Here is a 24,677-nt window from a genome sequence, read left to right as displayed (position 1 = left end):
CCGGCGGGGGCGGCGCCGGTGGCCGTGGTGACGGCGGGCGGGGGGAGAAGGGCGGGATGCGGACCGCGCTCGCCGGGCTGACCACGCGGGGGCGGTCGTTCCTGGCGGCCGGGATAGCCGCGGCCGTCTGCGCGTACGTGCTCGGCCAGCCGGATCTGCTGCGGGTCGGGCTGCTGCTCGCGGTGCTGCCGCTGATCTGCGCGGGTGTGCTGTACCGGACGCGGTACCGGGTGGCGGGGAGCCGCCGGCTGTCTCCCGCGCGCGTGCCGGCCGGCAGCGAGGCCCGGGTGCACCTGCGGATGGACAACGTCTCCCGGATGCCCACCGGCCTGCTGATGCTCCAGGACCGGGTCCCGTACGTCCTCGGCCCGCGCCCCCGCTTCGTCCTGGACCGCGTCGAGGCCGGCGGTCGCCGCGAGGTCTCCTACCGGGTCCGCTCCGACCTGCGGGGCCGCTACCCCCTGGGCCCCCTCCAGCTCCGCCTGTCCGACCCCTTCGGCATGTGCGAACTGACCCGGTCCTTCTCCTCGTACGACACCCTGACGGTGATCCCCCGGGTCGACCCCCTCCCCCCGGTCCGCTTCAGCGGCGAGGCGAAGGGGTACGGCGACGGCCGCCAGCGCTCCCTCGCCCTGGCCGGCGAGGACGACGTGATCCCGCGCGGCTACCGCTACGGCGACGACCTGCGCCGCGTCCACTGGCGCTCGACCGCCCGCTACGGCGAGCTGATGGTCCGCCGCGAGGAACAGCCCCAGCGCTCCCGGTGCACGGTCCTCCTGGACACCCGGGGCATCGCGTACGACGGCGTCGGCCCCGACGCCCCGTTCGAGTGGGCCGTCTCGGGCGCCGCGTCGGTCCTGACGCACATGCTGGAACGCGGCTTCACGGTCCGCCTCCTCACCGACACCGGCAGCTCCGTCCCCGGCGAGGGCACCGAGGGCTTCGTCGGCGGCGGCGAGTCCGCCGAGGCGGCCGGCCTGATGATGGACACCCTCGCGGTCGTCGACCACTCCGACGGCGCGGGCCTCTCCCGCTCGTACGACGTCCTGCGCGGCGGCAACGAGGGCCTCCTCGTCGCGTTCCTCGGCGACCTGGACGAGGAGCAGGCGGCCGTGGCCGCGAAGATGCGCCAGCGCAGCAGGGGCGCGATCGCGTTCCTGATCGACAACGACTCGTGGAGCCGTGAACCGAGCCGTGAACCGAACGGCGGGTCCGATCCGATGAAGGGGCAGACGGCACAGGATGAACGGCTGAGGATGCTGAGGGACGCGGGCTGGACGGCCGTGAGCGTGCCCCGGGGCGCCTCGATGGAAGACCTGTGGCGCCAGGCGGACCGGGAGCGGTCCGGCGTGGTGGGCCTGAGCGGAAGGACGGGATCATGAGCGGGCGGGCGAGGCTGACGCTGTGCTCCGCGGCGGCGACGCTGATGGCGGCGACCGCCCTGCTGCCGCTGGTCGAGCGCAGCTCCTGGTTCCTCCAGGCGGTGCTGCTCCTGCTGGTCCAGTCGGGCGTGGGGGCGGCGGCCCGCCGCGTCCCGCTGGCCCGGCCGCTGACGGTCGCGGCGCAGTCGCTGGCCATGGTCCTGCTGCTGACCGTGGTCTTCGCCCGCGAGCAGGCCCTCGCGGGCATCGTCCCCGGCCCCGAGGCGATCACGCGTTTCGCGGACCTCTTCCAGGCCGGCGGGGACGACGTGGGGCGGTACGCCATCCCAGCCCCTCTGTCCGACGGCATCCGCCTGATGCTGATCAGCGGCGTCCTGGTGATCGGCCTGCTGGTCGACACCCTCGCGGTGACCTTCCGCAACGCCGCCCCGGCCGGGCTGCCGCTGCTCGCCCTGTACTCGGTGGCGGCGGGGCTGTCCGACGGCGGCTCCGACTGGCTGTGGTTCCTGGTCGCGGCGGCCGGCTATCTGATGCTGCTGCTCGCCGAGGGCCGCGAGCGGCTCTCCCAGTGGGGCCGCGTCTTCGGCGGCGCCCCGCGCTCTCCCGGCGGTCCGGGCGCGTCGGAGGGCCCGGTGGCCCCGGTGCGGACGGGCCGGCGGATCGGCATGGCCGCTCTCGGCGTCGCCCTGGTCGTCCCGCTCCTTCCGCTGCCCGCGATCCAGGGCGGCCTCCTGGACGGCACGGGCGCGGGCGTCGGCGCGGGCAACGGCGGCGGGGGCACGATCTCCGCGGTCAACCCCCTGGTCTCCCTGCGCGACAGCCTCAACATCGACCAGGACCGCACGGTCCTGACGGTCCGTACGAACTCCAACAACCTGTCGGACATGTACCTGCGGATCGTCTCCCTGGACGACTTCGACGGCACCACCTGGCGCCCGTCCCGCAAACGCATCCAGGAGGTCCCCCAGGACTTCCCGACCCCGACGGGCCTGCGCTCCTCCGTGAAGCGCACGGAGATCACCACCCAGATCACGGCCGCCGACTGGTACGCCCAGGACTGGCTGCCGATGCCGTACCCGCCGAGCGGGGTCCAGATCAAGGGGAACTGGCGGTTCGAGCCGGAGGGCATGACCCTCGTCGGCGACCACGGCCAGAACACCCGGGGGCTGACGTACCAGGTCAACAGCCTGGAGGTGCAGCCGACGGCCGAGCAGCTGGCGGCGGCGCCCGAGGCCCGCTCGTCGATCCTCGGCGACTACACCGAGGTGCCGTCCTCGCTGCCGCAGGTGGTGTGGCAGCAGGCCCGCCAGATCACCCGCGGCGCCGAGACGGACTACGCGAAGGCGGTCGCCCTCCAGGACTACTTCGCGGTGACGGGCGGCTTCCAGTACGACACCCAGGTCGACGTGGGTACGGGCCCGGACGCGATCGCCCGTTTCCTGCGGGACAAGCAGGGCTTCTGCATCCACTACTCGTTCGCGATGGCCGCCATGGCCCGCACGCTGGGCATCCCGGCCCGGGTCGCGGTCGGCTTCGCGCCGGGCACCCCGCAGGGGAACGGCACGGTCGAGGTGAGCCTGAAGGACGCGCACGCCTGGCCCGAGCTGTACTTCGAGGGCATCGGCTGGACCCGCTTCGAGCCGACGCCGACCCGGGGCTCGACCCCGGAGTACACGCTGCCGGACACCTCGGACACGACGGTTCCGGCGGTCCCGGAGAACTCTGCCTCGGCGAGCGCGGCCCCCTCCACGGCGCCCTCCGCGAGCGCGAGCTGCTCGGCGGTGGAGCGCAAGGAGAACGGCTGCGCGAGCACGCTCCCGCTGGACCAGTCGGCGAACGGCGACGGCGGCACCCCCTGGTACCGGGTCGCCTGGTGGTCGCTGCTGGCCGTCCTGGTCGTCGCGGTGCCGCTGTTCCCGATGCTGTGGCGCCTGCGCCGCAGGTCGGTCCGGCTGGCGTCGGCGCGGCACACGGGCGCGGGCGACGGCCCGCCGGGTGACCGCAAGGGCCCGCAGGGCGCGGTGGGCGACCCGCTGGCGCCGGGTGAGGACCCCTCGGTCCGGGCGGGCCAGGCGGCCGTCGCCCATGTCCTGGCGGTCTGGCAGGAGCTGACGGACACGGCCTGGGACTTCGGCATCCCCCCGGACGACGCCCTCACCCCCCGCCGCACCGCCGAGCGGATCGTCCGGCTCGGTGAACTGGAGGCCCCGGCGGCGGAGTCCGTCCACCGGGTGGCCGGCGCGGTGGAGCAGGTCCTCTTCGCCCCCCACCCGCGGGCGGAGCCGGGTCTGGCCGACGAGGTGAGCACGCTCCGTACGGCCCTCCGCGCCCGCGCCCCCTGGCCGACCCGCCTGCGCGCGCTCGTCGCCCCCCGCTCCTCCGTCCGGGCGGTCTGGGACCTCATGGACCGCTGGACCGTCACCCGAACGTCCTGGGCGGCCCGCTGGAGCGCACTGCTCCAGCGCGTCCCCTGGGCACCGCAGGGCCGGCGACAAGAGGGCTGAACCCCGGAGGGGGCCGTCTCCGCACCCCGGCGACGGCCCCTTCCGCATGCCCCGGCTCCCGCACCGGCCGGGCCGGGTCTCAGGGGGCGGCCGAGTCCGGGAAGGCCAGTTCCAGGGCGAGTTCCATGCAGCGCAGGCGGGCCGGGGAGAAGTCGTAGGGCATCTTCCCGATGGCTTGGCCCACGCTCATGACGCGGGGCTCGGGCTCGTCCTCGCCGTCCTGGTCGTCGAAGAGGGCGTCGTCCTCCTCGTCCAGGCCGGACTCCTCGATGGCGGCGTTCAGAGCCTGCTCGAAGGCGTGCCGCTGGGCGGCGACCCGGGCGACGCGGGGATCGTCGACGGCGACGCTGTCGTCGAGTGCCTCCTCGGCGCGGTCGACGCGGTCGGATTCCTCCCGCAGGGCGGGATGCGCGGCCAGGACGGCGAAGCGGGTGCTCTGGACGGCCGCGCCGAGGGGGCCGAAGATCCGCTCGGTGACGAGCAGGGTGTCCAGGTCGTTCTGGCGCAGGGAGCCCTCGGGGAGGTGCCTGAGGCGTGCGGTGACGAGATCGGAGAGCAGGCCCATACGGCTGCCCTCGGTGCGCATCCGCCGGACGGCGGCCCGCTGCCGCCGCAGCTCCGCCTCTCGTCCGGCGAGGGTCTCCTCCAGCCGCTCCAGGACGCCCGCGATGTCGTCCCCACCGTCCGCACCGGGCCCGGAGGCGTCCGGGCCGGTGGTGAAGGCGTCGCGGATGTCGTCCAGGGCGATCCCGGCGTCGGCCGCCCGCCGAATCCACAGCAGACGGATCATGTCCTCGTACCCGTAGCGGCGGCGGTCGTCGGCGCCCCGCTCGGGCTCGGGGAGCAGGCCGATCGCGTGGTAGTGGCGGATCGCCCGTGGCGTGCTGCCGACGAAGGCCGCCGCGTCACCGATCTTGACCTGACGGGGCGGCACGAAAGACGCGGGCATGAGCGGGGACCTTCCTCAAGGGGCCGGGGCACAGGGCCACCGGACCACATGCCGCTACGGAAGGTGCAACCCGAGCAGCGATCGTGGTGTGACACGAAATGGGGAGGGCGCTGTGGGGCATATGGCTGAGGGGGCCGCCCGGACGGGGGTCCCCTCAGTGATGTCGCGGAATTCGCGGAGCGCTACGGGAGCAAGGTCACTGACCCTGCTGCTCGTCACGACGGCGCTGCCAGCGCTGCTCGATGCGGTCCATGACGGAACGCCTCGACCGGGGCTGCTGACGCCCTTGGGCACCACCGCTCGCGGGCTGCTCCCCCGGCTTGGGCGCCTTGCGCCAACCGGTCACGGCGAGCACGGCGCATCCCAGCATGACGAGGAACCCGACCACGCTGAGCCAGACCTGCTGGGCGACCATACCGGCCATGAGGAGCGCGATACCTACGAGGAAGCCGGCGATCGCCTGGTAGACCCGTCGTCGGGTGTACGTACGCAGCCCGCTTCCCTCAAGCGCTGTCGCGAACTTGGGGTCTTCGGCGTACAGCGCTCGCTCCATCTGCTCAAGCATTCGCTGCTCGTGCTCCGAGAGCGGCACGGCGTCCTCCTCATCGTGCAGTCGCCGGGGCGACCCGGGGGTCCCTTCAGGATAGGCAGGGAATCGCCCCCGTGAAACCCGCCCCTCTACGCCAATTGGCCAACCGGAACCCGTCAAGAGCGTCCCGACTCGCTGAGGCTTCCATTCCCCAACGGCCGACCCGTCATGCCGGACGGTCTCCCTCGATCATACGGCTCACAACGCGGTAACGGAGGGCCTGTGGCGTACTCCATCGTGGCCGAGACCATGATCAAGCCAAGGTAAAGCCCGCCGCTCGGGGCGGGTCAGCTCGCCCGGGTCTCGCCGAGGACGTGGAGCTGGGTGGCCACCGCGTGGAAGGAGGGCAGTTCGGCCGCCGCCTCCTCCAGCTTCAGGAGGGCCTCCAGGGCGCCGGGCTCGGTGTCGACGAGGACGCCGGGGACGAGGTCGGCGAAGATCCGTACGCCGTGTACGGCGCCGACGGTCAGGCCCGCGCCCTCGGCCAGTTCGGTGAGCTGTTCGGCGGTGAAGCGCCGGGGGACGGGGTCTCCGGCGCCCCAGCGGCCGTCGGGGTCGGTGAGGGCCTGCCGGGCCTCCTTGAAGTGGCCGGCCAGCGCCCGCGCGAGGACGGCTCCGCCGAGGCCGGCCGCGAGGAGGCTGAGGACGCCCTCGGGGCGCAGTGCGGCGACGGCGTTGCGGATGCCGTCGGCCGGGTCGTCGACGTACTCCAGGACGCCGTGGCACAGGACGGCGTCGTAGCCGGAGCGCTCCACCACGTCGAAGAGGCCGCCCGCGTCACCCTGTACGCCGCGCACCCGCTCGGCGACGCCGGCCTCCGCCGCGCGGCGCTCCAGGGCGAACAGGGCGTTGGGGCTGGGGTCGACGACGGTCACGCGGTGTCCGAGGCGGGCGAGGGGGACGGCGAAGTTCCCGCTGCCGCCCCCGGCGTCCAGGACGTCGAGGCTCTCCCGGCCGCTGCCCTTGACCCGGCGCTCCAGCGCCTCCTGGAGCACCTCCCACACCACCGCCGTCCGCAGGGACGAGCGCGGCCTCGCCGGATCGGTCCCCAGCGCCCCGGTCTGCGGACGTTCCTTCGAGACGGGCGAGAGCAACGGTTCCGACACGACAACTCACTCCTCGACGCGGCCCCGCCACTTTCCCGACGGAACGAACGGACACCCCTCCCACCGGCGTCCCCGGGGCGAAGGCTTTCCTGCGCAACCACCCTATTGCCTCGGTCCCACGAGAAGGACACGACGAGAACGCAGCCGCGCCGGGCCGCCCCGCGGGCGTGACCGGGAGCGCCGGGCACCCGCCCCTCAAACGCCCTCCGCGGGCCCCGCCTCGCGGGGGTCTCGCTCCGCAGACGGCCTCCGCAAGCACCCCGTCTCCCGGGCACCCCGCCCCTCGGGCGCCGCCGGTCTCCCTCAGAGCCGCCGTTCCCTGTCAGCCCGCGTGCGGGAAGCCCCGGGCGGCCTCCTCACCGCCCTCCCTTCCGCTCTGGCGGGGCAGGACCGGCTGGAGGGAGAGGAGGCGTTCGACGAGGCGGAGGAACATGGCGACGTCACGGATCAGGTCGTCGGCGTCGCGTGGGGTGGCGGCGCCCTGGATGCCGGCCTCGGCGCGAGCGCGGCGGGGGGCGCCGGCGGCGAAGTGGGCGCCCCATTCGGTGAGTTCGGGGGCGACCTCGGGGAGGAGTTCCCAGGCGGTGCGGATGCGGGCGCGGCGCCGGGGCGTGAGGTCGGGTCGGGCGCGGGCCGCGAGGACGGCGGCGGCGGTGCGGAGCGCGGCGAGATGCGCCGTCGCGTACCGCTCGTTCGGGGTGTCCAGGGCGGCGGCCTCCTCCAACCCCGCGCGCGCCTGGACGAGCAGGTCGAGGGCGGCGGGCGGGGCCGTGGCCCGGCGCAGGACCGGGTGGACGTCGCTCGCGGGGCCGGGCGGGGCGGGGACGGGGCCGGTGACGCGGTGGCGGTGCGTGGCTGCCGCGCGATGGGTGGCCATGACGAACCTCCTGTCATCTGGGTGACGGCACTGTGGCCGTATGTGCCCATCGTGCGGTATGCCACTGACAATCCGTTCTGACCTGGTCTTTTACCTCGATCAAGGGTTCGAACGGGCGGGCCGTACGGCCCGCCCGCCCCGACTCCGGGGCGATCTTCGAACCGGCCCCCCGGCCGCCTCGCACCTGTGAGAATCGACCGTATGGAAAGCAGCACCACCCCGGGCGGTGGGACCCGTCGCGCGGCCACCCGGCAGAAGCTCTACGAGGCGGCCGTCACGCTCATCGCCGAGCAGGGTTTCTCCGCCACCACCGTGGACGAGATCGCCGAGCGCGCGGGCGTCGCGAAAGGCACCGTCTACTACAACTTCGCCAGCAAGTCCGTCCTCTTCGAGGAGCTGCTGCGACACGGCGTGGGGCTGCTGACCGCCTCGCTCAGAGAGGCCGCGGAACGCTCCGCGCGCGGGGGCGGCACGCGGGTGGACGCGCTCGACGCGATGGTCCGCGCGGGCCTCGTCTTCATCGACCGCTACCCGGCGTTCACCCAGCTGTACGTGGCCGAGCTGTGGCGGACGAACCGTGCCTGGCAGTCGACCCTCATGGTCGTGCGGACGGAGGCGGTGGCCGTCGTCGAGGGGGTGCTCCGCGCGGGGATCGAGGAGGCCGAGTTCGCGGACGACATCGACGTACCGCTGACCGCCGCCGCGCTCGTCGGGATGGTGCTGGTCGCGGCGCTGGACTGGCAGGCGTTCCAGCCGGAGCGGTCGCTGGACGAGGTCCACGCGGCGCTGTCGCGGCTGCTCCAGGGGAGGGTGAGCGGGGGGACGGCGTCGCCCTGAGGGACGTACGGACGAGCCGGCGGGCATACAAACCGACTGGCGCACGAAAGCGCCGGTCCGACCTGGCCGCGTCCCCCGCGGGCCACCGTCGAACCGGCGCTCCCTCTTGCTCCCCCGTTTCCCCCGTCCCCCCTGTTTCCCCCGATCCCCCCCGTTCTTTCTTCCCCCGGCGGTCCCCCGTCCGGTCGTACCCCCCTTGGGGTCCCCCGTGCCTCGCTCCCGCCGACTGGTCGGCGGAAGGAGCGGTCTGGGGCCGGTGCCGGTTCCGCCGCCCCGTGTCGGCGGTACCGGCGCCGGGCCCCTTTCCGTGCCTCCACTCTCCCGTTTACGCAGGTCGGCACCCATCCGCGCGCGTACTCATCTCCGTCACTGAGTACGGATACTCAGGACTGTGTGCTCATCCCCAGGCCGCCTCGACCGGCTCTGGTTACGATCGCGTCCGTGTCCGTACTCCCCCTCGTGTTCACCAGCGGCTGGGCCAGCGGCATCAACGCGTACGCGGTGGTGCTGCTGCTCGGCGTGTTCGGGGCGACCGGGTTCAGCGACGACGTCCCGGAGGCCCTGCAACGCCCTGAAGTACTGGTCGTCGCGGGCGTGCTGTTCCTCTGCGACACGGTCGCCGACAAGATCCCGTACGTGGACTCCGTCTGGGACGCGGTCCACACGCTGATCCGGCCCGTCGCGGGCGCCTGGGTCGGCGCGCTCCTCGCGGGGCACTCCGGTTCCCTCTCCGACATCGCCGCGGGGCTTCTGGGCGGCTCCACGGCCCTCGCCAGCCACGCGGTCAAGGCGGGCACCCGGATGGCCGTCAACACGTCCCCCGAGCCCTTCAGCAACCTCGTCGTGAGCCTCGCGGAGGATCTGGGCGTGGGTGGGCTCGTCACGTTCGCGATGTTCCATCCCGGCGCGGCGGCGGTCATCGCCGGGGCACTCCTCCTGCTCGGCGCCGTCCTCCTCGTCTTCCTCGCCTCCCGAATCCGCCGCTTCCTGCGCCGCAGGGCGCAACGCCGGGAGGAACGGGGGCTGGCGGGGCGGAGGGGTGATCGGGCGGGCTGACGGGGGCTGTGGCGAGGCGGCATCGCGAGCGCCTTCGGCGCGGGGGTGACGGGCCGGGTCGTATGTGCGGGTTCGGTGGATGGTCGGGGGGTGGCGCGGCCGGCTGTGACCGGGGGGCGTGCGGTGGGGCGGGTGCGGGTGAGTGGGGGGTGTTCGCGCAGTTCCCCGCGCCCCTGAGGATGGTGGGGGTGCGGGTGGGTGGAGCGGCGCGGCGGCCGGACGTGGTGGGGCAGGAGGCCGAGGGTCGGCGGGGCTCCGGGGGTGGTGGTTCGGGAGGGTGGGGGCTGCTGGGGCGCTTCCGGGTACGGCCGTGAGGGCATCCGCAGGCAAGGTCTCCGCACGGCTCCGGCCACCACTCGCCATGCCCCCCACCGAACCCTCCCGGCCTCCTCGGGCCACCCCCGTCCTGAACCCTGCTCGATCAAGCCCACACCTCGCCCAGCCCTCCGCCCGATCGTCTCGTTCCGAAACCCACCCGCCCCGCCACGCCCCACCCCAAAACCCGCCTCCCCTCACCCCCACCCCGTCCGCGCCCTGAACCCCGCTCCATCAAGCCCACACCTCGCCCGGCCCCCCGCCCGGTCGCCTCGTTCCGAAACCCACCCGCCTCGCCCCACCCCACCCCAGAACCCGCCGCCTCGTCACCCCCACCCCGGAACCCGCCGCCTCCGCAAGCCCCCCACCCCCACTGTCAGTGGCGGCCGATAAAGTCGCCGGCATGGGACGGATCGTGGTGGTCGGGGCGGGGATGGGTGCGATGGCGGCGGCGGCGCGGCTGGGGGTGGCGGGGCATCGGGTGGTGGTGTACGAGCGGGGGGAGACGTACGGGGGCGGGGTGGGGCAGGTGCGGAGGGAGGGGTTTCGGTTCGATACCGGGCCGGGGGTGCTGACCTTGCCAGCCGTGTGGCGGGATCTGTTCGTCAAGACGGGCAAGGAGCCGCTGGAGAGCTGTGTCGGGCTGAGGCAGGTCGACCCGTCGGCGTGGCATGTGTTCGGGGACGGCAGTGAGGCGGCGTTGCCGAACGCCTCGCGCGCGGGGGTGGTGTCGGCGCTGGACGGGGCGCTGGGGAAGGGTGCCGGGGACAGATGGGGGGACTTCCTCGTGCGGGCCCGGGAGGCGTGGGACCGTTCGCGGCGCCCCCTGCTGGAGGAACCCCTGTGGCCGGACTGGCAGGTGCTGGCCGCGCAGGAGCCGTACCCCTCGGTGCCCCACAAACGCCTCCTGCGTACGCGCAAGGCGGCCACCCTCGCCGAGGTCGGCGCCTGGGAGCTGCGGGACGCCCGGCTGACGGCCCTCCTGGAGAGCCACGCCCTCGCCCACGGCCTCGACCCGCGCACGGCCCCGGCGAGCGCGGCCGTCCTGCCCTACATGGAGCACGCGTTCGGCACCTGGTACGTCGAGGGCGGCCTCCGGGAGCTGGCGCGCGCGGTGTACGAGCGGTGTCTCGCGCGGCGGGTGGAGTTCGTGTTCGGCGCGGAGGTCATCCGGGTCGTGGAGAAGGACGGCAGGGCGGCGGGCGTGGAGCTGGCGGGCGGCGAGGTCGTGGACGCGGACTTCGTGGTCGCCGCCCCGGCCCTCGCGGGCGTCCCCGCGCGCGGGGAGGGCGAGGTGCCGCCGCAGCGGGGCCTGCCCAGCCGCCTGACCCTGCTGCTGGCCCTGCGCGGCGCCCGCCCCCCGGGCACCCCGCACCGGACGGTCGTCCACACCCAGGACCGCGACGCCGAGCTGGCGTTCCTCTTCGGCCCCTTCGGTACGACGCCGGCGCACCCCACGGTCACCGTCCTGCGCCCGGACGACCCCGCCCTCACCCCGGACGCGGAACACGAGGCGATGGTCCTGACGGCCACGGTCCCGGCCGGCGCCGAAGGGGATCAGCAGGGCACCGCCGAGGCGATGCTCACGGCCGCCGAGCGGGCCGTACCCGGGCTGCGGGAGCGGATTCTGTGGCGCGAGACGCTGACCCCGGCGGCCGTCGAGGCGGCGACCGGCGCGGCGGGCGGCTCGGTCCCGGCGCCCTCGCTGGCCGCGGCGTCGGGCCGTCTGCTGCACCCCGCCAACACGACCGCGCTGCCCGGCCTGTTCACCGTCGGCGGCTGGTCGCATCCCGGCGGGGGGCTGCCGCACGCGGGCATGTCGGGGGCGCTGGTGGCGGGGCTGATCGTGGAGGGGCCGGAGTTCAGGGGGTCGCAGTGAGGGGGTGCGCCGAGGGGTGAGAGGGGGCGCCGCCTTCCGGTGAGGAGCCGGGGCAGCGGCTCGCCGGGGAGTCCGGTCCGTCAGAAACGGTACTGCTGCTCGTCGTACCCGTTGTCGTTGTTCGGGCGGGGCTGGCCGTCCTGGTAGTACTGCTGGTCGGCCGGGAGGTCGGTGCCGTAGGACGGGTCGTCGGTGTTGCGCTGCTGGGGGACCCAGACGCCGCCCGCGGGGGTCTCGGTGTAGCCCTGCTGCTGGCCGTACTGGTCCTGGGGGTAGCCCTGCTGGCCGTACTGCTGCTGGTCGTAGCCGGTGGTGTCGTACGTGCCGGTGCCGTAGGACTGGGTGCCGATGTACGGGTCGGAGTAGGCGGCGTACTGCTGCTGCTCGCCGGTGGTGTCGTAGCCGTAGCCCTGCTGCTGGTAACCGGAGTACCCGTCGTAGCCGTAGGACTCGGCGCTCTGGCCGGTGGCCGCCGCGTAGGCGGAGTCGCTGTAGACGCCGTAGGTGCCGGTCTCGTCGGGCATCGGCTGGGGCTCGTAGACCGCGGCGTCGGCCGTCTGGTGCATCGGGCGGGCCGGGGTGAAGACGTCGTCGCGGTCGTAGTCGTCGTCGTAGCCGCTGGTGGCGCGCTCGAAGGCGGCGGTGGCCGCGGCGTCGAGGGAGGGGTCGGCGTCCGGGGCGTAGGCGGCGTCCGGGACCGCGCCCGCGGCCATGCCGGGGAGCGGGGACGCGGGGTCGGCCGGGTCGTCGTCACCCTTCTTGCCCTTGCCGCGCTTGGTGAGGCCCTCGATGGCTCCAGGGCGCTTGAACGCCCAGCCGGACTCGAAGCCCTTACGGAACGACAGCGTGACGTACGTCTGGCCGATCGCGAACGCGACCGCGCCGACGGCGATCACCGGGACCGATGGAATCAGGACACCGAAGACGACGCCCAGGAAGCCGACGAAGGCCAGCAGCCGCCAGCGCAGCCGCGCCTTGTACTGCAACAGCACCTCGCCGAGCAGCCAGAGCGCGACGACGCCGAACGCGATGTAGAGGACCGTCCAGCCCATGTACGCCCCTCTCCCAGTGGCCGCTACGCAGTGTGTCTTATTTTGGTGCGACCGGTCTAGGCCCGCGGGGGATGGTGCAGGCCAAGGTTCTCGTAGATTTCCAGCGACGCCGTGGAGTTGTTGAGCGTGATGAAGTGCAGTCCGGGGACGCCCTCGGCGAGCAGCCGCGCGCAGAACTCCGTGGCGAATTCGATACCGATGGAGCGTACAGCGGCCGGATCGTCTTTCGCTGTGAGGATGCGCTCTTTCAGGGCGGCCGGGATGGCCGCGTTGCTGAGCTGCGGAAGCCGTTCCAGCATGCGGACGCTGGTCACCGGCATGATCTCCGGGATGACCGGGGTGTCGCAACCCGCGGCGGCGACGCTGTCGCGCAGGCGCAGGTAGGACTCCGGCTGGAAGAACATCTGGGTGATCGCGTAGTCGGCGCCGGCGCGGCACTTGTCGACGAAGTGGGCGACGTCCGTGTCCCAGCGGTCGGAGCGCGGGTGCATCTCCGGGAACGCGGCGACGCCGACGCAGAAGTCGCCGGACTCCTTGATCAGGCGGACCAGTTCGGCGGCGTACGTCAGTCCGCTCGGGTGCGCGATCCAGTCGCCCATGGGGTCGCCGGGCGGGTCGCCGCGGACGGCGAGCATGTTGCGGATACCGGCGTCCGCGTACTGGCCGATGATGTTGCGCAGTTCGGCGATGGAGTGGTTGACGGCGGTCAGGTGGGCGACCGGGGTCAGGGTGGTGTCGGCGACGATCTGCTGGGTCTCCTTGACCGTCCCGGCGCGGGTGGAGCCGCCGGCGCCGTACGTCACCGACACGAAGTCCGGTGCCGCCGCCTCGACTCTCCTGAGCGCGCTCCACAGGCTCCGTTCGCCCTTCGGCGTCTTCGGGGCCGAGAACTCGAAGGAGTACGTCGTCTTGCCGGACGCCAGGATGTCACGCACCGTGCGCGCGCGGTCGGTCCTTGTGGATGCGGTTCCGAGGGCCATACCCGCAGGTTAGCCAGCACCGGGCCACTCCCCCAACCGGCCCCGGGGAAATTGCCCTGATCCGCGGGGGTGGTGTCCGCATACCGGACGGAGGTGGGCCGGTTTCCGGGGCGGCGGGCGGGATACGGCGCAGGTGGGGAGGGGTGCGGCGGGGGTCGAGGGGGTCGGTGGCGGTTTTAGGGAGGGGCGAGGGGGAGTCGAGGGGCGGGGCGCTTTTCGGCGGGGGGCGTTGAGGGGGCGCGGATCGGGAAGGGCGCTTTCGGCGGGGGGCGTCGAAGGGGGCGCGGGTCGGAAGGGATATGGGCGAGCGGTTGGACGGGGGTTCCCGTGTCCTACCCGGGCGCCGTCACCGCTCACCTGCCCGTGTGCCGCCCGCCGCGCGCACGCCCCCGACTACACGCCCCGCAGTCGCTTCGTGAACTGTGCCGCCGCCTCGCCCGGGTCGTCCGCCTCGGTGATGGCGCGGACGACGACCACGCGGCGGGCGCCCGCTTCGAGGACCTCGTCGAGGTTGGTGAGGTCGATGCCGCCGATCGCGAACCAGGGGCGGTCGGTGTTCAGGGAGGCGGTGTGGCGGACCAGGTCGAGGCCGGGGGCGTGGCGGCCGGGCTTGGTGGGGGTGGGCCAGCAGGGGCCCGTGCAGAAGTAGTCGACGCCGTCCTGGACGGCGGCGGCCTCCGCCTCCGCCGTGGAGTGGGTCGAGCGGCCGATCAGCGTGTCCCCGGCGAGGATCGCCCTCGCGGCGGGGACCGGGAGGTCGCCCTGGCCGAGGTGCAGTACGTCCGCGCCGGCCGCGTGGGCGACGTCCGCGCGGTCGTTCACGGCGAGCAGCTTGCCGTGCCGCGCGCACGCCTCCGCGAACACGGCGAGGTGCTCCAGCTCCTCCGCCGCCTCCATCCCCTTGTCCCTGAGCTGCACGATGTCCACTCCCCCGGCGAGCACCGCGTCCAGAAACTCCGGGAGATCTCCCTGACGCCTCCGGGCGTCCACACAGAGGTAGAGACGGGCATCGGCGAGCTGAGCTGCGGGGTCGGGCACGGGGGTTCTCCACGGGGTGGGTCGGCGGGCGGCGGGGTTTCGGGGTGGCGGCGGGGGCGGCGCCGTGAGCCGGCGGACCTCGCCGGGTTCGGCATTCCCCGGTGCCCCTTAAAACGAACGTCCGGGAAGCGGTGGCCCGCTGGCCTTCGGAACCTGGAGCCCTTGGAACCCGCCGCGCCGCCGGCTGGGCGGGCGGGGGTTCCGGGTGACGCCGGGGTCGGCTTGCCGCTTCGCCCGGTGTCGTCCTCGTGAGTGGGTACTCCCCGGCGGGCCTGTCACTCCTCAGACCCTCCCAAAGCGCACGCCTACGAGGCGGGGTCGACAAGGGACGCTCCTCGGAAGCGGGGGCTCTCCGGAGCCGGCGCCCCTCGGACGAGGACCCGCGAGGAACCCGCCGCCTGCCGAGCAGGCCCACAGTCACACCGGCCCCCTCCGGCCACGCCCCGCCCCCATGGCCACGCCCCTCAAGCCGTGGCCATGTCTCCTCGGGCGGTGCTCAGACGGCCAGGGCCTGGGCCCGGCGCTTGACCTCGGTGCCTCGGTTCTCCAGGAGTGCCTGGGCCGGGGTGCCGGGGAGGGTGGGGTCGGGGGTGAAGAGCCACTCGATCATCTCCTCGACCGTGAACCCGTCGTCCCGCAGGACCGTCAGGAGCCCGGAGAGCCCCTTGACGACCTTGTCGCCGTCGATGAATGCGGCAGGGACGTGCAGCGCGCGGTTCTCGCCTCGGCGGACGGCGATCAGCTGTCCGTCCTTGACGAGTTGCCGTACGCGCGTCACCTCCTCTTCGAGCTGTTCGGCGATGTCGGGCAGGGTCAGCCAGGCGGGGACGAGCGCGTCGACCCTCGTGTCAATCTCGGTCACGACATCAAGCCTGCCATCTGCCACTGACACTCGGAAGCCGGGACCACCCGGACCGGTCCCCCACCGCCCCCCGAAACCCCCTCGGGGAAACCCCTGACACCCCGGCCCCGCCCCGAAACCACGCCGAACGATCCCCACCCCCTCACACCACCGCCCCCTTCAACGGCACCCCCGCATCCCCCAACACCCCCACATCCATCACAGCCCCCGCCTCGATCAACCGCCGCCCCTGCGCCAGGTCACGCGGCCTGCCGACCGCCAGGAGCGCGATCAGGCGCCCCTCCCGCAGCCAGCACACGGACCAGGCCGGCCCGGCGGGGTCGCCGCGCCAGATCGTCTCGTCGGCGCCGGTGTGGTGCCCGGCGTACTGGACGAACCGCCCGAACTGCTCGGACCAGAAGTACGGGACGGGGTCGTAGGCGACGAGAGGCGCCCCGGTGGCGTTCGCGAGGATGTTCGACGCGACCGTGCGGGGGCCCTGGAGGGCGTTGTCCCAGTGGTGGATCAGGAGGCGCTCGGCGTACCGGGCGGAGGGGAAGGAGGCGCAGTCGCCGACGGCGTAGACGTCAGGGGCGGAGGTGCGGAGGTGCGCGTCGGTGACGACCTCGCCGTGCGCCCCCAGGGCCACCCCGGAGGACCGCAGCCACGCCGTCGCGGGCCGCGCGCCGATACCGACGAGCACCGCGCCCGCGGGGACGCGCGTGCCGTCGTCCAGCAGCACGGCCCCCGGCTCGACGGCCCGCACGCGCGCGTGGGTGCGCAGTTCGACCCCGAGGTCGGCGTACCAGGAGGTCATCGGCGCGGCGACCTCGGCGGGCAGCGCGCCCGCGAGCGGACGGTCCGCGGCCTCGACGACCGTCACCGCGCACCCCGCCTCGCGCGCGGCGGTCGCGAACTCCGCGCCGATCCAGCCGGCGCCGACGACCACGACGTCGTGCTGCCCGGCGAGGACGGGCCGGAGGCGTTCGACGTCGTCGAGGGTGCGCAGGAGGTGGACGCCGGGGACGCCCTCCGTGCCGGGGAGCAGGATCGGTTCGGCGCCGGTGGCGAGGACGAGGACGTCGTAGGGGACCGGACCGGCGTCCGTGTCGACGACGTGCTCCCCGGTCCGCACCGCGAGGGCCTCGCGGCCGAGGAGGAGGTCGATGCCGAGGCCGGGGAAGTCGATGTCGAAGGCGGAGCCGTCGGTCTTGCCGAGCAGGACGGCCTTCGAGAGCGGGGGGCGGTCGTACGGCTGGTGGGGTTCCGCGCCGATGACGGTGACCGTGCCGGTGAAGCCCTGTTCGCGCAGGGCGACCGCCGTCTGCACCCCGGCCATCCCGGCGCCGACGACGACCGCGCGCGGGGCGTCCGTTTCCTGCGTCTGCTCGCTCACGCGATCACCATAGTTGCGTGACGGTGAGTCAGTCAGGGGCCCGGTTCCGTGACCTGCTCCACAACGCTCGTCCCGGCGCCCTCCTGGGACTCCCATTCCCACGTCTCGTCGAGCCTGAGACGGCCGTCCGGGAGGGTCACGACGGTCGAGACGCAGTGCCCGGAGGCGGTCGTCCCGTCGGTGCGCAACTGGACGTACCGGAAGTCGATCCGGTCGCCCGCGCGCGTGCCGACGAGATGGCCGCGGACGACGTCCCCGCCCGCGTAGTCGGCCCAGATCACGCCGTCGGCCTCGCGGTAGGCGAAGCGGGTGCTCGTGCCGACCTGGCCGGGTGCCTGGTCGGCGACAGGGGTGAACACGAGGCCGTCGAGGGTCAACCGAGGCTCCCTTTACGAGGTGCGGGGGGTGCGGGCTAGGGTGAGTGCCAACGTAAAGCACTCGCGGGAGCCCGGACGCACCGGGCTGAGAGGGAGGCTGGCCGGCCTCCGACCGTACGAACCTGATCCGGGTCATGCCGGCGAAGGGAGGGGCTGGACGCCCATGCCGTCTACGCGTCCGTCTGACGTCCTCGTGGTCGGGGGCGGGGTCATCGGCCTGGTCACCGCCTGGCGGGCCGCTCAGCGCGGCCTGAGGGCCGCCGTACTCGATCCGGAGCCGGGCGGCGGGGCCGCCCAGGTGGCCGCCGGGATGCTGGCCGCCGTCACCGAACTCCACCACGGCGAGCAGACCCTCCTCGGTCTGAACCTCGCCTCCGCGCGCCGGTACCCCGATTTCGTGGCCGAGCTGACCGAGGCGACCGGGTACGACGTCGGCTACCGGCGCTGCGGCACGCTCGCGGTCGCCCTCGATGCCGACGACCGGGCCCACCTGCGGGAACTGCACGCGCTCCAGCAGCGGTCCGGGCTGGAGTCGGAGTGGCTGTCCGGGCGGGAGTGCCGGCGCCTGGAGCCGATGCTCGCGCCCGGGGTGCGCGGCGGGCTGCGGGTGGACGGCGACCACCAGGTCGACCCGCGCCGCCTCGCCGCCGCGCTGGTCGTCGCCTGCGAGCGCGCCGGGGTCGCCCTGCACCGGAAGTGGGCCGAGCGCCTGGAGGTCGCCGGGGGCCGTGCGACCGGCGTGCACGCGCGCGGGGGGACGTTCTTCGGCGCCGGGCAGGTCGTCCTCGCCGGGGGCAGCCTCAGCGGGCGGCTCGCGGGCGTCCCGGACGCCGTACGGCCGCCGGTGCGGCCGGTGAAGGGGCAGGTGCTGCGGCTCGCCGTGCCGGCGGCGTACGCGCCGTTCCTGAGCCGTACCGTGCGGGCCGTGGTGCGCGGGAGCCAGGTGTATCTGGTGCCGCGCGCGAACGGGGAGCTGGTCGTGGGGGCGACCAGTGAGGAGCAGGGCTGGGACACGACCGTGACCGCCGGGGGCGTGTACGAGCTGCTGCGCGACGCGCACGAGCTGGTCCCCGGGATCACCGAACTGCCCCTCACGGAGACCCGCGCGGGGCTGCGCCCCGGGTCGCCCGACAACGCCCCCCTCCTCGGCCCGACCGGCCTCCCGGGGCTGCTCCTGGCGACCGGGCACCACCGCAACGGCGTCCTGCTGACGCCGGTCACCGGGGACGCGCTCGCGCACGCGCTGACCTCCGGTGAGCTGCCCGAGGAGGCCCGCCCCTTCACGCCCCGGCGCTTCACCGCCGCCTCGCTCCTGGAGTCCGCCGTATGAACGCCCCGACGAACGTCCCGATGACCACCCCGGCCGGTCGCATGAACATCTCGGTCAACGGGGAGCTGCGGGAGTTCGACGCCGGGACCGTGCTCGAACTCGTCGTCCGGGTGCTCTCTCCGGCGCCGTCCGGTGTCGCCGCCGCTCTGAACGAAACCGTCGTCCCGCGCGCGCGGTGGGCCACCACCGCCCTCGCGGAGGGCGACCGGGTGGAAGTCCTGACCGCCGTGCAGGGAGGCTGACCATGGCTGACGATCCGTTTCTGCTGGGCGGTACGGCGTTCTCGTCGCGGCTGATCATGGGGACCGGCGGGGCGCCGAGCCTGGAGGTCATGGAGCGGGCGCTCGTCGCGTCCGGGACGGAGCTGACGACGGTCGCGATGCGGCGCGTGGACCCGTCCGTGCAGGGATCGGTTCTGTCCGTTCTCGACCGGCTCGGCATCCGGGTGCTGCCCAACACGGCCGGCTGTTTCACCGCCGGGGAGGCCGTCCTGACCGCCCGTCTCGCACGGGAGGCGCTCGGCACGTCCCTGGTGAAGCTCGAAGTGATCGCGGACGAGCGGACCCTGCTGCCGGACCCCGTGGAGCTGCTGGAGGCCGCCGAGACGCTGGTGGACGACGGGTTCACCGTCCTGCCGTACACCAACGACGACCCGGTGCTCGCCCGGAAGCTGGAGGACGTGGGCTGTGCGGCCGTGATGCCGCTCGGGTCGCCGATCGGGTCGGGGCTCGGTATCCGCAACCCGCACAACTTCCAGCTGATCGTCGAGCACGCGCGCGTGCCGGTGATCCTGGACGCGGGCGCCGGTACGGCCTCCGACGTGGCGTTCGCGATGGAGCTGGGGTGCGCGGGCGTGATGCTCGCGTCGGCGGTGACCCGTGCGCAGGACCCCGAGCTGATGGCGTCGGCGATGCGGTCCGCGGTCGACGCGGGACGGCTGGCCCGCCGCGCCGGCCGTATCCCCCGCCGGTACTTCGCGCGGGCGTCCTCGCCGGCGGAGGGACTGGCCGCGTTCGACCCGGAGCGCCCGGCCTTCTGACCCGTGGTCCCCGTGATCCCCGCCACTGCCGGAACCCCTCGTTCCGGGGAACGGCGGGCCTCACACGTCACAACCCCGTCCCATCCCGCTCCGAAGGATCACGCTGTCAGTGGGGGCTCGTAGACTCGGCCGCGTGGATACGACCCTTCAGGACCCTCTCGTCGGGCAGGTGCTCGACGGGCGTTACCGCGTCGACGCGCGGATCGCGGTGGGCGGGATGGCCACGGTCTACCGGGCCGTGGACATGCGTCTCGACCGCGTGCTGGCCGTGAAGGTGATGCATCCCGCGCTGGCCGCCGACGCCGTGTTCGTGGACCGGTTCATCCGGGAGGCCAAGTCGGTCGCCCGGCTGGCGCACCCGAACGTCGTCCAGGTCTTCGACCAGGGGGCCGACGGGCCGTACGTCTACCTGGCGATGGAGTACGTCGCCGGGTGCACCCTGCGGGACGTGCTGCGGGAGCGGGGCGCGCTCCAGCCCAGGGCCGCGCTCGACATCCTCGAACCGGTGCTCGCCGCGCTGGGCGCCGCGCACCGCGCGGGGTTCGTGCACCGGGACATGAAGCCGGAGAACGTCCTGATAGGGGACGACGGCCGGGTCAAGGTCGCGGACTTCGGCCTGGTCCGCTCGGTCGGTACGGTCACGGAGAGCAGTGGGAACGTCCTGGGGACGGTCGCCTACCTCGCCCCGGAGCAGACCGAGCGGGGTACGGCGGACGCGCGCGTGGACGTGTACGCGTGCGGGGTCGTGCTGTACGAGATGCTCACCGGCACCCAGCCGCACGAGGGCGAGACCCCGGCGATCGTCCTCTACAAGCACCTCCACGAGGACGTGCCGCCCCCGTCGGCGGCCGTCCCGGGCCTCGCCTACGAGCTGGACGAGCTGGTCGCCTCGGCGACGGCCCGCACCCCGGGTGTCCGGCCGAACGACGCGGTGGAGCTGCTGGGCCTCGTCCGCGGCGCCCGCGCGGCGCTCAGCGAGGAGCAGCTCGACGCGGTCCCGCCCCAGTCGACGGCCTCGGAGCACGACATCGCGGGCGACCGCACGAGCGTCATCCCGAGGTCGCTCACGGTGCCGCGTCCGCTGCCGGTCAACGAGGACGACGTCCAGCACACGTCCCGCTTCGAGGCGCCCCCGCCACCGCCCCGGCGCAGGCCGGTGCAGCGCAGGCGGGGTGTCCTCGCGCTCGTCGCCGGTGTCCTGCTGGCTCTGGGCATCGGGGCGGGCGTCTGGTACATCAACTCCGGCCAGTTCACGAACGTCCCGGCGGTCCTCACGCAGACGGAGACGGTCGCCAAGGACCGGCTGGACGACGCGGGGCTCGCCGTCGGCTCGGTGAAGCACGCCTTCAGCGACACGGTGAAGCGCGGGACCGTCATCAGCACGGACCCCGCGCCGGGCGCCCGTATCCGCAAGAACGACTCGGTGACGCTGACCGTCTCGGACGGCCCGCAGACCGTCCAGGTCCCGGACGTCACGGGGCTGCCACAGGCGGAGGCGACGAAGCGGCTCACCTCCGCCGGCCTCGAACCGGGGCTGGTCACCAGCGAGTTCGACGACTCCGTCGCCCAGGGTTCGGTGATCCGGACGACCCCGGCCGTCGGCACCTCCCGGCGTGCCGGTTCCGCCGTCGCCCTGGTCGTCAGCAAGGGCGCGGCCGTCGAGATCCCGGACGTCACCGGCCAGGACCTCGACGCGGCGACGACGGCGCTCGAAGGGGCCGGTCTGAAGGTCGCCATCTCCTCCACGCAGGTCAACTCGGACCTGGACAAGGGGAAGGTCGCCGAGCAGTCCCCCGGCGCGGGCGGCCAGGCCGCCTCCGGCGACACGATCACCCTGACCCTCTCCAAGGGCCCCGAGATGGTCGAGGTGCCGAACGTCGTCGGGGCCAGTGTCGACGACGCCAAGTCCCTCCTCGAACAGTCCGGTTTCAAGGTCGAGGAAGACCGCGGCCTCCTCGGTCTCTTCGGCGACACGGTGAAGAAGCAGTCGGTCTCCGCCGGGGACACGGCACCGAAGGGGTCGACGATCACGATCACGATCCGGTGAGGGTGGTGGGGCGGGCCGGCACCGCCCCGGGCCGAGGGCCGACGGCCCACCCCCACCAGCCCCTCTCCCCCGCATGACACCCTTACCCCGTGAACTTCCCCTCCCGTAACCCCGTAGGCGGCCACGTCCCCGTGGCCGGCGGTCTGCAATCCGTCGGCCTCTCGTACGCCGAGGAGCTGAAGGCGGAGACCGTGCAGGTGTTTGTCGCGAACCCGCGGGGGTGGGCGACGCCGGTGGGGAATCCGCGGCAGGACGAGGCATTCCGGGAGGTGTGTGCGGAGCGGGAGCTGCCCGCGTACGTGCACGCGCCGTATCTGATCAACTTCGGGTCCCACACCGAGGCGACGGTCGAGAAGTCCGTGGAGTCGATGCGGCACTCGCTGCGCCGGGGGCGGGAGATCGGGGCGCTCGGGGTCGTCGTCCACACCGGGAGCGCGACCGGTGGGCGGCACCGGGATGTCGCGCTCAAGCAGGTCCGGGAGCATCTGCTGCCGCTGCTGGACGAGCTGACGCACGACGACGACCCGTTCCTGCTGCTGGAGTCGACGGCCGGGCAGGGCTCGTCGCTGTGCTCGCGGACCTGGGACTTCGGCCCGTACTTCGACGCCCTGGACGCGCACCCGAAGCTCGGCGTCTGCCTGGACACCTGCCACATCTTCGCCGCGGGCCACGACCTGACCGGCCCGACCGGTATGCACCAGACCCTGGACCTGCTGGTCGACACGGTCGGCGAGGGCCGCCTCAAGCTGATCCACGCCAACGACTCGAAGGACGTCGTCGGCGCCCACAAGGACCGGCACGAGAACATCGGCTCCGGTCACATCGGCGAGGACCCCTTCCGCGCCCTCATGACCCACCCGGCGACGAAGAACGTCCCCCTGATCATCGAGACCCCCGGCGGCAAGGAGGGTCACGCGGCGGACGTGGAGCGGCTGAAGCGGCTGCGCGACGGCTGAGGAAGCCAGCGACGGCCCACCCCCTTGGGGAATACCCCACTGGGGTATATCGTTCCGCCCCGAGGCAGCCCGCCCCCGACCTCGGGAGTCCCCATGCAGCACGAGGCGCACGCACAGCACGCAGACCACACACACCACCCCGCCCCCGCCGCGAGCTGGGCCATGGCGGTCCAGGCGACCCTGCACTGCCTCACCGGGTGCGCCATCGGCGAGGTCCTCGGGATGGCGATCGGCACGGCGGCGGGGTGGGGGAATCTGGCGACCACGGCCCTCGCGATCGTCCTCGCGTTCCTCTTCGGCTACTCGCTGACCCTGCGGGGCGTCCTCAGGAGCGGGCTCGGGCTGAAGGCGGCCATTCGGGTGGCGCTGGCCGCGGACACCCTGTCGATCGCCGTCATGGAGCTCATCGACAACGGGGTGATCGCGCTGTGGCCGGACGCGATGGACGCGGAGCTGGCGGACTTCCTGTTCTGGGGTTCGCTCGCGATCTCGCTGGTGATCGCCTTCGTCGTCACGGTCCCGGTGAACAAGTGGATGATCGGCCGGGGCAAGGGGCACGCCGTGGTGCACCGGTACCACCACTGACACCCCCTACAGCTCCGGCCCCTCCCCCGGCGTCTCCTGGTACGAGTACCGCTGCTCGCGCCAGGGGTCGCCGACGTTGTGATAACCCCGCTCCTCCCAGAATCCCCGCCGGTCCGCCGTCATGTACTCGATCCCGCGCACCCATTTGGGCCCTTTCCAGGCGTACAGATGGGGGACGACGAGACGCAGCGGAAATCCGTGTTCGGCGGTGAGGAGTTCACCGTCCTTGTGGCTGGCGAAGAGGGTGTGGGGGTCGGTGAAGTCGGCGAGCCGGAGGTTGGCGCTGTAGCCGTATTCCGCCCAGACCATGACGTGCGTGACCCCGGGAGCGGGCGGGGCGGCGCCGAGGACCGCGCTCGCCGGAACTCCGCCCCATTCCGCGCCGAGCATGCTGAATTTGGTGACGCAGTGCAGATCGGCGACGACGGTCGCGTACGGCAGGGCCGCAAACTCCTCGTGGGTCCAGCCGTGTTTCTCGCCGTCGGCGGTGGCGCCGAAGACGCGGAAGTCCCAGCGTTCGGGGCGGAACTTGGGGACGGGGCCGTAGTGCGTGACCGGCCAGCCTCGTTGGAGTCGCTGCCCCGGCGGAAGCTCGGACGGTCCGCTCTCTCCTGATTCCCGCTCCACCGGACGCCCCATGGCTCCATCCTGACAGATGCAAATACGAACCCGAAAATCGGGGCAATTCGAACTAAGCATGCCCTTACTTACTAAGCCAGTACTTACTGGACGATCTTCCGGACCAGTGCCATCATCGGCCGCGACCTCCCCATAGATCCCCCCACAGATCCCGTACGGAAGGAGCCTTGGCGATGCAGGGCGACCCGGAAATCATCGAATTCCTCAACGAGCAGCTCACGGGTGAGCTGACGGCTATCAACCAGTACTTCCTGCACGCGAAGATGCAGGAGAACTTCGGCTGGACGAAGCTCGCGAAGTACACCCGGCACGAGTCGTTCGACGAGATGAAGCACGCCGAGGTGCTGACGGACCGGATTCTCTTCCTCGACGGCCTGCCGAACTACCAGCGGCTGTTCCACGTCCGTATCGGCCAGACCGTCAAGGAGATGTTCGAGGCGGACCGGATGGTCGAGGTCGAGGCGATCGACCGCCTCAAGCGCGGTATCAAGGTGATGCGCGAGAAGGGCGACATCACCTCGGCGAACATCTTCGAGTCGATCCTGGAGGACGAGGAGCACCACATCGACTACCTCGACACCCAGCTCGAACTGGTCGAGAAGCTCGGTGAGGCGCTGTACATCGCGCAGCTGATCGAGCAGCCGGAGAGCTAGGCGGCCTCTTCCAGTCCGGCGCCCTCCAGCGAGTCCACCGACTCCAAGCGGGTCACCGCCGACTTACAGGCCCCCCGGCCGAGGATCGCCTGGATACGGCGGACGCACGAACCGCAGTCCGTGCCGGCCTTGCAGGCGGAGGCGATCTGGCGGGGCGTGAAGGCGCCGTCGTCCGCGTGTTGCAGGACCTGCGCCTCGGTCACGCCGAAGCAGCTGCACACGTACACGCGGATTCACCTCCCGCCAAGAA

At 73.0% G+C, this 24,677-nt stretch carries 24 protein-coding genes and 1 riboswitch; of the genes, 12 read left to right on the top strand and 12 right to left on the bottom strand.

Features of this window, described 5'->3' with window-relative positions:
• Positions 1 to 56 precede the first annotated feature (56 nt).
• The gene (locus ABZX85_RS29680; RefSeq protein ID WP_355874968.1) at positions 57 to 1,382 is read left to right on the top strand and encodes a DUF58 domain-containing protein; all 1,326 of its coding nucleotides are present in this window, start codon (positions 57 to 59) and stop codon (positions 1,380 to 1,382) included.
• Positions 1,379 to 3,886, top strand: a complete 2,508-nt coding sequence (locus tag ABZX85_RS29675) for a DUF3488 and transglutaminase-like domain-containing protein (protein ID WP_355874965.1) — start codon at positions 1,379 to 1,381, stop codon at positions 3,884 to 3,886. Before ABZX85_RS29680 ends, ABZX85_RS29675 begins: the two co-directional genes overlap by 4 nt.
• Positions 3,887 to 3,965: 79 nt before the next feature.
• Here the strand turns inward: ABZX85_RS29675 and ABZX85_RS29670 are convergent, their stop codons facing one another.
• The 4 genes from ABZX85_RS29670 to ABZX85_RS29655 all read right to left on the bottom strand — a co-directional run bounded on the left by ABZX85_RS29670 (position 3,966) and on the right by ABZX85_RS29655 (position 7,407).
• Entirely contained in the window at positions 3,966 to 4,835 is an 870-nt protein-coding gene (locus ABZX85_RS29670) for a MerR family transcriptional regulator (RefSeq protein WP_355874963.1), read from the bottom strand.
• Between the two features lie 196 nt (positions 4,836 to 5,031).
• Positions 5,032 to 5,427, bottom strand: a complete 396-nt coding sequence (locus ABZX85_RS29665; RefSeq protein ID WP_355874960.1) for a DUF3040 domain-containing protein — start codon at positions 5,425 to 5,427, stop codon at positions 5,032 to 5,034.
• A gap of 284 nt (positions 5,428 to 5,711) precedes the next feature.
• Complete coding sequence (locus ABZX85_RS29660) at positions 5,712 to 6,530, bottom strand: methyltransferase (protein WP_355874958.1); 819 nt, start codon at positions 6,528 to 6,530, stop codon at positions 5,712 to 5,714.
• 322 nt (positions 6,531 to 6,852) lie between these two features.
• Positions 6,853 to 7,407 (bottom strand): SAV_6107 family HEPN domain-containing protein, encoded by a 555-nt coding sequence (locus ABZX85_RS29655; RefSeq protein ID WP_355874955.1) that lies wholly within the window; start codon positions 7,405 to 7,407, stop codon positions 6,853 to 6,855.
• Positions 7,408 to 7,608: 201 nt separating this feature from the next.
• Between ABZX85_RS29655 and ABZX85_RS29650 the strand changes: the two genes are divergently transcribed.
• From ABZX85_RS29650 to ABZX85_RS29640, 3 genes are all read left to right on the top strand, one after another.
• Positions 7,609 to 8,244: a TetR/AcrR family transcriptional regulator gene (locus ABZX85_RS29650; RefSeq protein WP_355874952.1), complete on the top strand. Its 636-nt coding sequence runs from the start codon at positions 7,609 to 7,611 to the stop codon at positions 8,242 to 8,244.
• Between the two features lie 441 nt (positions 8,245 to 8,685).
• A complete protein-coding gene (locus ABZX85_RS29645) occupies positions 8,686 to 9,300 on the top strand; it encodes a DUF4126 domain-containing protein (RefSeq protein ID WP_355874949.1) in 615 nt (204 codons plus the stop codon).
• A 718-nt stretch (positions 9,301 to 10,018) separates the two neighbouring features.
• Positions 10,019 to 11,494, top strand: a complete 1,476-nt coding sequence (locus tag ABZX85_RS29640; RefSeq protein ID WP_355874946.1) for an NAD(P)/FAD-dependent oxidoreductase — start codon at positions 10,019 to 10,021, stop codon at positions 11,492 to 11,494.
• Between the two features lie 80 nt (positions 11,495 to 11,574).
• On the opposite strand, the gene ABZX85_RS29635 is transcribed toward ABZX85_RS29640, so the two are convergent.
• The 6 genes from ABZX85_RS29635 to ABZX85_RS29610 form a co-directional block, all read right to left on the bottom strand.
• Entirely contained in the window at positions 11,575 to 12,546 is a 972-nt protein-coding gene (locus ABZX85_RS29635) for a hypothetical protein (RefSeq protein WP_355874943.1), read from the bottom strand.
• Positions 12,547 to 12,602: 56 nt separating this feature from the next.
• A complete protein-coding gene (gene metF, locus ABZX85_RS29630; RefSeq protein WP_355874940.1) occupies positions 12,603 to 13,526 on the bottom strand; it encodes a methylenetetrahydrofolate reductase [NAD(P)H] in 924 nt (307 codons plus the stop codon).
• Between the two features lie 393 nt (positions 13,527 to 13,919).
• Complete coding sequence (gene thiE / locus ABZX85_RS29625) at positions 13,920 to 14,564, bottom strand: thiamine phosphate synthase (protein WP_355874938.1); 645 nt, start codon at positions 14,562 to 14,564, stop codon at positions 13,920 to 13,922.
• Between the two features lie 496 nt (positions 14,565 to 15,060).
• Positions 15,061 to 15,426: an Rv2175c family DNA-binding protein gene (locus ABZX85_RS29620; protein WP_355874934.1), complete on the bottom strand. Its 366-nt coding sequence runs from the start codon at positions 15,424 to 15,426 to the stop codon at positions 15,061 to 15,063.
• A gap of 142 nt (positions 15,427 to 15,568) precedes the next feature.
• Positions 15,569 to 16,801 carry an FAD-dependent oxidoreductase gene (locus ABZX85_RS29615; protein ID WP_355874931.1) on the bottom strand — a complete coding sequence of 411 codons (1,233 nt, stop codon included), beginning with the start codon at positions 16,799 to 16,801 and terminating at the stop codon, positions 15,569 to 15,571.
• 32 nt (positions 16,802 to 16,833) lie between these two features.
• Entirely contained in the window at positions 16,834 to 17,178 is a 345-nt protein-coding gene (locus ABZX85_RS29610) for a hypothetical protein (protein WP_355874928.1), read from the bottom strand.
• Between the two features lie 53 nt (positions 17,179 to 17,231).
• Positions 17,232 to 17,344: riboswitch (TPP riboswitch) on the top strand.
• Between ABZX85_RS29610 and thiO the strand changes: the two genes are divergently transcribed.
• The 6 genes from thiO to ABZX85_RS29580 all read left to right on the top strand — a co-directional run bounded on the left by thiO (position 17,342) and on the right by ABZX85_RS29580 (position 23,135).
• On the top strand, positions 17,342 to 18,508 hold the full coding sequence (gene thiO / locus ABZX85_RS29605; RefSeq protein ID WP_355874925.1) for a glycine oxidase ThiO: 1,167 nt from the start codon (positions 17,342 to 17,344) through the stop codon (positions 18,506 to 18,508). It overlaps the preceding riboswitch by 3 nt.
• 41 nt (positions 18,509 to 18,549) lie before the next feature.
• Positions 18,550 to 18,750 carry a sulfur carrier protein ThiS gene (gene thiS, locus ABZX85_RS29600; protein WP_355875326.1) on the top strand — a complete coding sequence of 67 codons (201 nt, stop codon included), beginning with the start codon at positions 18,550 to 18,552 and terminating at the stop codon, positions 18,748 to 18,750.
• Positions 18,751 to 18,752: 2 nt separating this feature from the next.
• Positions 18,753 to 19,547 carry a thiazole synthase gene (locus tag ABZX85_RS29595; protein ID WP_355874922.1) on the top strand — a complete coding sequence of 265 codons (795 nt, stop codon included), beginning with the start codon at positions 18,753 to 18,755 and terminating at the stop codon, positions 19,545 to 19,547.
• A gap of 133 nt (positions 19,548 to 19,680) precedes the next feature.
• On the top strand, positions 19,681 to 21,594 hold the full coding sequence (gene pknB, locus ABZX85_RS29590) for a Stk1 family PASTA domain-containing Ser/Thr kinase (RefSeq protein WP_355874920.1): 1,914 nt from the start codon (positions 19,681 to 19,683) through the stop codon (positions 21,592 to 21,594).
• 89 nt (positions 21,595 to 21,683) lie between these two features.
• Entirely contained in the window at positions 21,684 to 22,550 is an 867-nt protein-coding gene (locus tag ABZX85_RS29585; protein WP_355874917.1) for a deoxyribonuclease IV, read from the top strand.
• 93 nt (positions 22,551 to 22,643) lie between these two features.
• Positions 22,644 to 23,135 (top strand): DUF4396 domain-containing protein, encoded by a 492-nt coding sequence (locus ABZX85_RS29580; protein ID WP_355874914.1) that lies wholly within the window; start codon positions 22,644 to 22,646, stop codon positions 23,133 to 23,135.
• A 6-nt stretch (positions 23,136 to 23,141) separates the two neighbouring features.
• Here the strand turns inward: ABZX85_RS29580 and ABZX85_RS29575 are convergent, their stop codons facing one another.
• Complete coding sequence (locus tag ABZX85_RS29575) at positions 23,142 to 23,774, bottom strand: sulfite oxidase-like oxidoreductase (RefSeq protein WP_355874911.1); 633 nt, start codon at positions 23,772 to 23,774, stop codon at positions 23,142 to 23,144.
• Between the two features lie 173 nt (positions 23,775 to 23,947).
• Here ABZX85_RS29575 and bfr point away from each other — a divergent pair, with 173 nt between their 5' ends.
• Positions 23,948 to 24,427 (top strand): bacterioferritin, encoded by a 480-nt coding sequence (bfr, locus tag ABZX85_RS29570; RefSeq protein ID WP_355874908.1) that lies wholly within the window; start codon positions 23,948 to 23,950, stop codon positions 24,425 to 24,427.
• Here the strand turns inward: bfr and ABZX85_RS29565 are convergent.
• Positions 24,424 to 24,654, bottom strand: coding sequence for a (2Fe-2S)-binding protein (locus ABZX85_RS29565; protein WP_355874905.1), 231 nt, complete (start codon positions 24,652 to 24,654; stop codon positions 24,424 to 24,426). The genes bfr and ABZX85_RS29565 overlap by 4 nt on opposite strands.
• Between the last annotated feature and the right edge of the window lie 23 nt (positions 24,655 to 24,677).

This window comes from Streptomyces sp. NPDC004539 (assembly GCF_040610055.1).
In the GTDB taxonomy this organism is placed as follows: Bacteria; Actinomycetota; Actinomycetes; order Streptomycetales; family Streptomycetaceae; genus Streptomyces.
Note: the sequence above shows the minus strand (reverse complement) of the source record. Positions and strands in the feature narration are given on the sequence as shown.

Excerpts from the sequence above, each read along its gene's own strand:
- ABZX85_RS29575 (WP_355874911.1), bottom strand. The coding sequence starts at position 23,774 with ATGGGGCGTCCGGTGGAGCGGGAATCAGGAGAGAGCGGACCGTCCGAG.
- ABZX85_RS29670 (WP_355874963.1), bottom strand. The coding sequence starts at position 4,835 with ATGCCCGCGTCTTTCGTGCCGCCCCGTCAGGTCAAGATCGGTGACGCG.
- ABZX85_RS29635 (WP_355874943.1), bottom strand. The coding sequence starts at position 12,546 with ATGGGCTGGACGGTCCTCTACATCGCGTTCGGCGTCGTCGCGCTCTGG.
- ABZX85_RS29680 (WP_355874968.1), top strand. The coding sequence starts at position 57 with ATGCGGACCGCGCTCGCCGGGCTGACCACGCGGGGGCGGTCGTTCCTG.
- thiS (WP_355875326.1), top strand. The coding sequence starts at position 18,550 with ATGAACATCTCGGTCAACGGGGAGCTGCGGGAGTTCGACGCCGGGACC.
- bfr (WP_355874908.1), top strand. The coding sequence starts at position 23,948 with ATGCAGGGCGACCCGGAAATCATCGAATTCCTCAACGAGCAGCTCACG.
- ABZX85_RS29650 (WP_355874952.1), top strand. The coding sequence starts at position 7,609 with ATGGAAAGCAGCACCACCCCGGGCGGTGGGACCCGTCGCGCGGCCACC.
- metF (WP_355874940.1), bottom strand. The coding sequence starts at position 13,526 with ATGGCCCTCGGAACCGCATCCACAAGGACCGACCGCGCGCGCACGGTG.
- ABZX85_RS29640 (WP_355874946.1), top strand. The coding sequence starts at position 10,019 with ATGGGACGGATCGTGGTGGTCGGGGCGGGGATGGGTGCGATGGCGGCG.
- ABZX85_RS29675 (WP_355874965.1), top strand. The coding sequence starts at position 1,379 with ATGAGCGGGCGGGCGAGGCTGACGCTGTGCTCCGCGGCGGCGACGCTG.
- ABZX85_RS29655 (WP_355874955.1), bottom strand. The coding sequence starts at position 7,407 with ATGGCCACCCATCGCGCGGCAGCCACGCACCGCCACCGCGTCACCGGC.
- ABZX85_RS29595 (WP_355874922.1), top strand. The coding sequence starts at position 18,753 with ATGGCTGACGATCCGTTTCTGCTGGGCGGTACGGCGTTCTCGTCGCGG.
- ABZX85_RS29580 (WP_355874914.1), top strand. The coding sequence starts at position 22,644 with ATGCAGCACGAGGCGCACGCACAGCACGCAGACCACACACACCACCCC.
- thiO (WP_355874925.1), top strand. The coding sequence starts at position 17,342 with ATGCCGTCTACGCGTCCGTCTGACGTCCTCGTGGTCGGGGGCGGGGTC.